General features: G+C 57.5%; 3 rRNA genes. All 3 read left to right on the top strand.

Going from position 1 to position 5,175, the window contains the following annotated elements:
- Window positions 1-5: 5 nt before the first annotated feature.
- The 3 genes from SPR02S_RS56950 to rrf all read left to right on the top strand — a co-directional run bounded on the left by SPR02S_RS56950 (window position 6) and on the right by rrf (window position 5,175).
- A 16S ribosomal RNA gene (locus SPR02S_RS56950) occupies window positions 6-1,533 on the top strand.
- Window positions 1,534-1,845: 312 nt separating this feature from the next.
- A 23S ribosomal RNA gene (locus SPR02S_RS34615) occupies window positions 1,846-4,967 on the top strand.
- A 91-nt stretch (window positions 4,968-5,058) separates the two neighbouring features.
- Window positions 5,059-5,175 (top strand): 5S ribosomal RNA (gene rrf, locus SPR02S_RS34620).
- The 16S, 23S and 5S rRNA genes sit together here, the layout of an rRNA operon.

Genomic DNA, 5,175 nt, shown 5'->3' on the forward strand with positions numbered 1-5,175 from the left:
AAACATTCACGGAGAGTTTGATCCTGGCTCAGGACGAACGCTGGCGGCGTGCTTAACACATGCAAGTCGAACGATGAACCACTTCGGTGGGGATTAGTGGCGAACGGGTGAGTAACACGTGGGCAATCTGCCCTGCACTCTGGGACAAGCCCTGGAAACGGGGTCTAATACCGGATAATACTCCTGCACTCATGTGTGGGGGTTAAAAGCTCCGGCGGTGCAGGATGAGCCCGCGGCCTATCAGCTTGTTGGTGAGGTAATGGCTCACCAAGGCGACGACGGGTAGCCGGCCTGAGAGGGCGACCGGCCACACTGGGACTGAGACACGGCCCAGACTCCTACGGGAGGCAGCAGTGGGGAATATTGCACAATGGGCGAAAGCCTGATGCAGCGACGCCGCGTGAGGGATGACGGCCTTCGGGTTGTAAACCTCTTTCAGCAGGGAAGAAGCGCAAGTGACGGTACCTGCAGAAGAAGCGCCGGCTAACTACGTGCCAGCAGCCGCGGTAATACGTAGGGCGCAAGCGTTGTCCGGAATTATTGGGCGTAAAGAGCTCGTAGGCGGCTTGTCACGTCGGGTGTGAAAGCCCGGGGCTTAACCCCGGGTCTGCATTCGATACGGGCTAGCTAGAGTGTGGTAGGGGAGATCGGAATTCCTGGTGTAGCGGTGAAATGCGCAGATATCAGGAGGAACACCGGTGGCGAAGGCGGATCTCTGGGCCATTACTGACGCTGAGGAGCGAAAGCGTGGGGAGCGAACAGGATTAGATACCCTGGTAGTCCACGCCGTAAACGGTGGGAACTAGGTGTTGGCGACATTCCACGTCGTCGGTGCCGCAGCTAACGCATTAAGTTCCCCGCCTGGGGAGTACGGCCGCAAGGCTAAAACTCAAAGGAATTGACGGGGGCCCGCACAAGCAGCGGAGCATGTGGCTTAATTCGACGCAACGCGAAGAACCTTACCAAGGCTTGACATACACCGGAAAGCATTAGAGATAGTGCCCCCCTTGTGGTCGGTGTACAGGTGGTGCATGGCTGTCGTCAGCTCGTGTCGTGAGATGTTGGGTTAAGTCCCGCAACGAGCGCAACCCTTGTCCTGTGTTGCCAGCGTGCCCTTCGGGGTGACGGGGACTCACAGGAGACCGCCGGGGTCAACTCGGAGGAAGGTGGGGACGACGTCAAGTCATCATGCCCCTTATGTCTTGGGCTGCACACGTGCTACAATGGCCGGTACAATGAGCTGCGATACCGTGAGGTGGAGCGAATCTCAAAAAGCCGGTCTCAGTTCGGATTGGGGTCTGCAACTCGACCCCATGAAGTCGGAGTTGCTAGTAATCGCAGATCAGCATTGCTGCGGTGAATACGTTCCCGGGCCTTGTACACACCGCCCGTCACGTCACGAAAGTCGGTAACACCCGAAGCCGGTGGCCCAACCCCCTTGTGGGGAGGGAGCTGTCGAAGGTGGGACTGGCGATTGGGACGAAGTCGTAACAAGGTAGCCGTACCGGAAGGTGCGGCTGGATCACCTCCTTTCTAAGGAGCATCTAGGCCGCCAAGCTTGCTTGGTGGTCCAGGGCCATTACGTCGGCAGATGTTCGACGGTGGTTGCTCAAGGGTGGAACGTTGATTATTCGGCACTGTCCGTCATCTCGGGCTGCAAGTACTGCTCTTCGGAGCGTGGAAAGCTGACCACGAGTGACGGCAGGGCCGGGCACGCTGTTGGGTGTCTGAGGGTATGGCCGTGAGGCTGCCTTCAGTGCCGACCCCAGTGAACTCCGGTACAGGCCGGGGGTGATGGGTGGTTGGTCGTTGTTTGAGAACTGCACAGTGGACGCGAGCATCTGTGGCCAAGTTTTTAAGGGCGCACGGTGGATGCCTTGGCACCAGGAACCGATGAAGGACGTGGGAGGCCACGATAGTCCCCGGGGAGTCGTCAACCAGGCTTTGATCCGGGGGTTTCCGAATGGGGAAACCCGGCAGTCGTCATGGGCTGTCACCCATACCTGAACACATAGGGTATGTGGAGGGAACGCGGGGAAGTGAAACATCTCAGTACCCGCAGGAAGAGAAAACAACCGTGATTCCGGGAGTAGTGGCGAGCGAAACCGGATGAGGCCAAACCGTATGCGTGTGAGACCCGGCAGGGGTTGCGTATACGGGGTTGTGGGATCTCTCTTTCACAGTCTGCCGGCTGTGAGGCGAGTCAGAAACCGTTGATGTAGGCGAAGGACATGCGAAAGGTCCGGCGTAGAGGGTAAGACCCCCGTAGTCGAAACATCAACGGCTCGTTTGAGAGACACCCAAGTAGCACGGGGCCCGAGAAATCCCGTGTGAATCTGGCGGGACCACCCGCTAAGCCTAAATATTCCCTGGTGACCGATAGCGGATAGTACCGTGAGGGAATGGTGAAAAGTACCGCGGGAGCGGAGTGAAATAGTACCTGAAACCGTGTGCCTACAAGCCGTGGGAGCGTCGCTGTATGTGCTTGCACATACGGTCGTGACTGCGTGCCTTTTGAAGAATGAGCCTGCGAGTTTGCGGTGTGTTGCGAGGTTAACCCGTGTGGGGAAGCCGTAGCGAAAGCGAGTCCGAATAGGGCGGTTTAGTAGCGCGCTCAAGACCCGAAGCGGAGTGATCTAGCCATGGGCAGGTTGAAGCGGAGGTAAGACTTCGTGGAGGACCGAACCCACCAGGGTTGAAAACCTGGGGGATGACCTGTGGTTAGGGGTGAAAGGCCAATCAAACTCCGTGATAGCTGGTTCTCCCCGAAATGCATTTAGGTGCAGCGTCGTGTGTTTCTTGCCGGAGGTAGAGCACTGGATAGGCGATGGGCCCTACCGGGTTACTGACCTTAGCCAAACTCCGAATGCCGGTAAGTGAGAGCGCGGCAGTGAGACTGTGGGGGATAAGCTCCATGGTCGAGAGGGAAACAGCCCAGAGCATCGACTAAGGCCCCTAAGCGTACGCTAAGTGGGAAAGGATGTGGAGTCGCAGAGACAACCAGGAGGTTGGCTTAGAAGCAGCCACCCTTGAAAGAGTGCGTAATAGCTCACTGGTCTAGTGATTCCGCGCCGACAATGTAGCGGGGCTCAAGCGTACCGCCGAAGTCGTGTCATTCATACAACAGGGCCAACGCCTGTATGGATGGGTAGGGGAGCGTCGTGTGCCGGGTGAAGCCGCAGCGGAAGCTAGTGGTGGACGGTTCACGAGTGAGAATGCAGGCATGAGTAGCGATACACACGTGAGAAACGTGTGCGCCGATTGACTAAGGGTTCCTGGGTCAAGCTGATCTGCCCAGGGTAAGTCGGGACCTAAGGCGAGGCCGACAGGCGTAGTCGATGGATAACCGGTTGATATTCCGGTACCCGCTGTGAAGCGTCAAACATTGAACCAGGCGATGCTAAGTCCGTGAAGCCGTTCCGGACCCTTCGGGGAATGGAAAGTGGTGGAGCCGACGGACCAGACCTGCAGTAGGTGAGTGATGGGGTGACGCAGGAAGGTAGTCCATCCCGGGCGGTGGTTGTCCCGGGGTAAGGGTGTAGCCCGTCATCCAGGCAAATCCGGATGACACAAGGGTGAGACCTGATGCCGAGCCGATTGTGGTGAAGTGGATGATCCTATGCTGTCGAGAAAAGCCTCTAGCGAGTTTCATGGCGGCCCGTACCCTAAACCGACTCAGGTGGTCAGGTAGAGAATACCGAGGCGTTCGGGTGAACTATGGTTAAGGAACTCGGCAAAATGCCCCCGTAACTTCGGGAGAAGGGGGGCCATCACCGGTGATCGGATTTACTCCGTGAGCTGGGGGTGGCCGCAGAGACCAGCGAGAAGCGACTGTTTACTAAAAACACAGGTCCGTGCGAAGCCGTAAGGCGATGTATACGGACTGACGCCTGCCCGGTGCTGGAACGTTAAGGGGACCGGTTAGTCCAACTTCGGTTGGGCGAAGCTGAGAACTTAAGCGCCAGTAAACGGCGGTGGTAACTATAACCATCCTAAGGTAGCGAAATTCCTTGTCGGGTAAGTTCCGACCTGCACGAATGGCGTAACGACTTCTCGACTGTCTCAACCATAGGCCCGGTGAAATTGCACTACGAGTAAAGATGCTCGTTTCGCGCAGCAGGACGGAAAGACCCCGGGACCTTTACTACAGTTTGATATTGGTGTTCGGTTCGGCTTGTGTAGGATAGCTGGGAGACTGTGAAGCTTGGACGCCAGTTCAGGTGGAGTCGTCGTTGAAATACCAGTCTGGTCGTGCTGGATGTCTAACCTGGGTCCGTGATCCGGATCAGGGACAGTGTCTGATGGGTAGTTTAACTGGGGCGGTTGCCTCCTAAAGAGTAACGGAGGCGCCCAAAGGTTCCCTCAGCCTGGTTGGCAATCAGGTGTTGAGTGTAAGTGCACAAGGGAGCTTGACTGTGAGACCGACGGGTCGAGCAGGGACGAAAGTCGGGACTAGTGATCCGGCGGTGGCTTGTGGAAGCGCCGTCGCTCAACGGATAAAAGGTACCCCGGGGATAACAGGCTGATCTTCCCCAAGAGTCCATATCGACGGGATGGTTTGGCACCTCGATGTCGGCTCGTCGCATCCTGGGGCTGGAGTCGGTCCCAAGGGTTGGGCTGTTCGCCCATTAAAGCGGTACGCGAGCTGGGTTTAGAACGTCGTGAGACAGTTCGGTCCCTATCCGCTGCGCGCGCAGGAACATTGAGAAGGGCTGTCCCTAGTACGAGAGGACCGGGACGGACGAACCTCTGGTGTGCCAGTTGTTCTGCCAAGGGCATGGCTGGTTGGCTACGTTCGGGAGGGATAACCGCTGAAAGCATCTAAGCGGGAAGCCTGCTTCGAGATGAGTGTTCCCACCCACTAGATGGGTTAAGGCTCCCAGTAGACGACTGGGTTGATAGGCCGGATCTGGAAGGCGGGTAACCGCTGGAGGTGACCGGTACTAATAGGCCGAGGGCTTGTCCTCAGTTGCTCGCGTCCACTGTGTTGGTTCTGAAACCACGAACAACCCCATTGCCATGGTCACGGTGATGGTGCGGTTGTCTGTTTCATAGTGTTTCGGTGGTCATAGCGTGAGGGAAACGCCCGGTTACATTCCGAACCCGGAAGCTAAGCCTTACAGCGCCGATGGTACTGCAGGGGGGACCCTGTGGGAGAGTAGGACGCCGCCGAAC

It is taken from the genome of Streptomyces prunicolor NBRC 13075 (genome assembly GCF_000367365.1).
GTDB lineage: Bacteria > Actinomycetota > Actinomycetes > Streptomycetales > Streptomycetaceae > Streptomyces > Streptomyces prunicolor.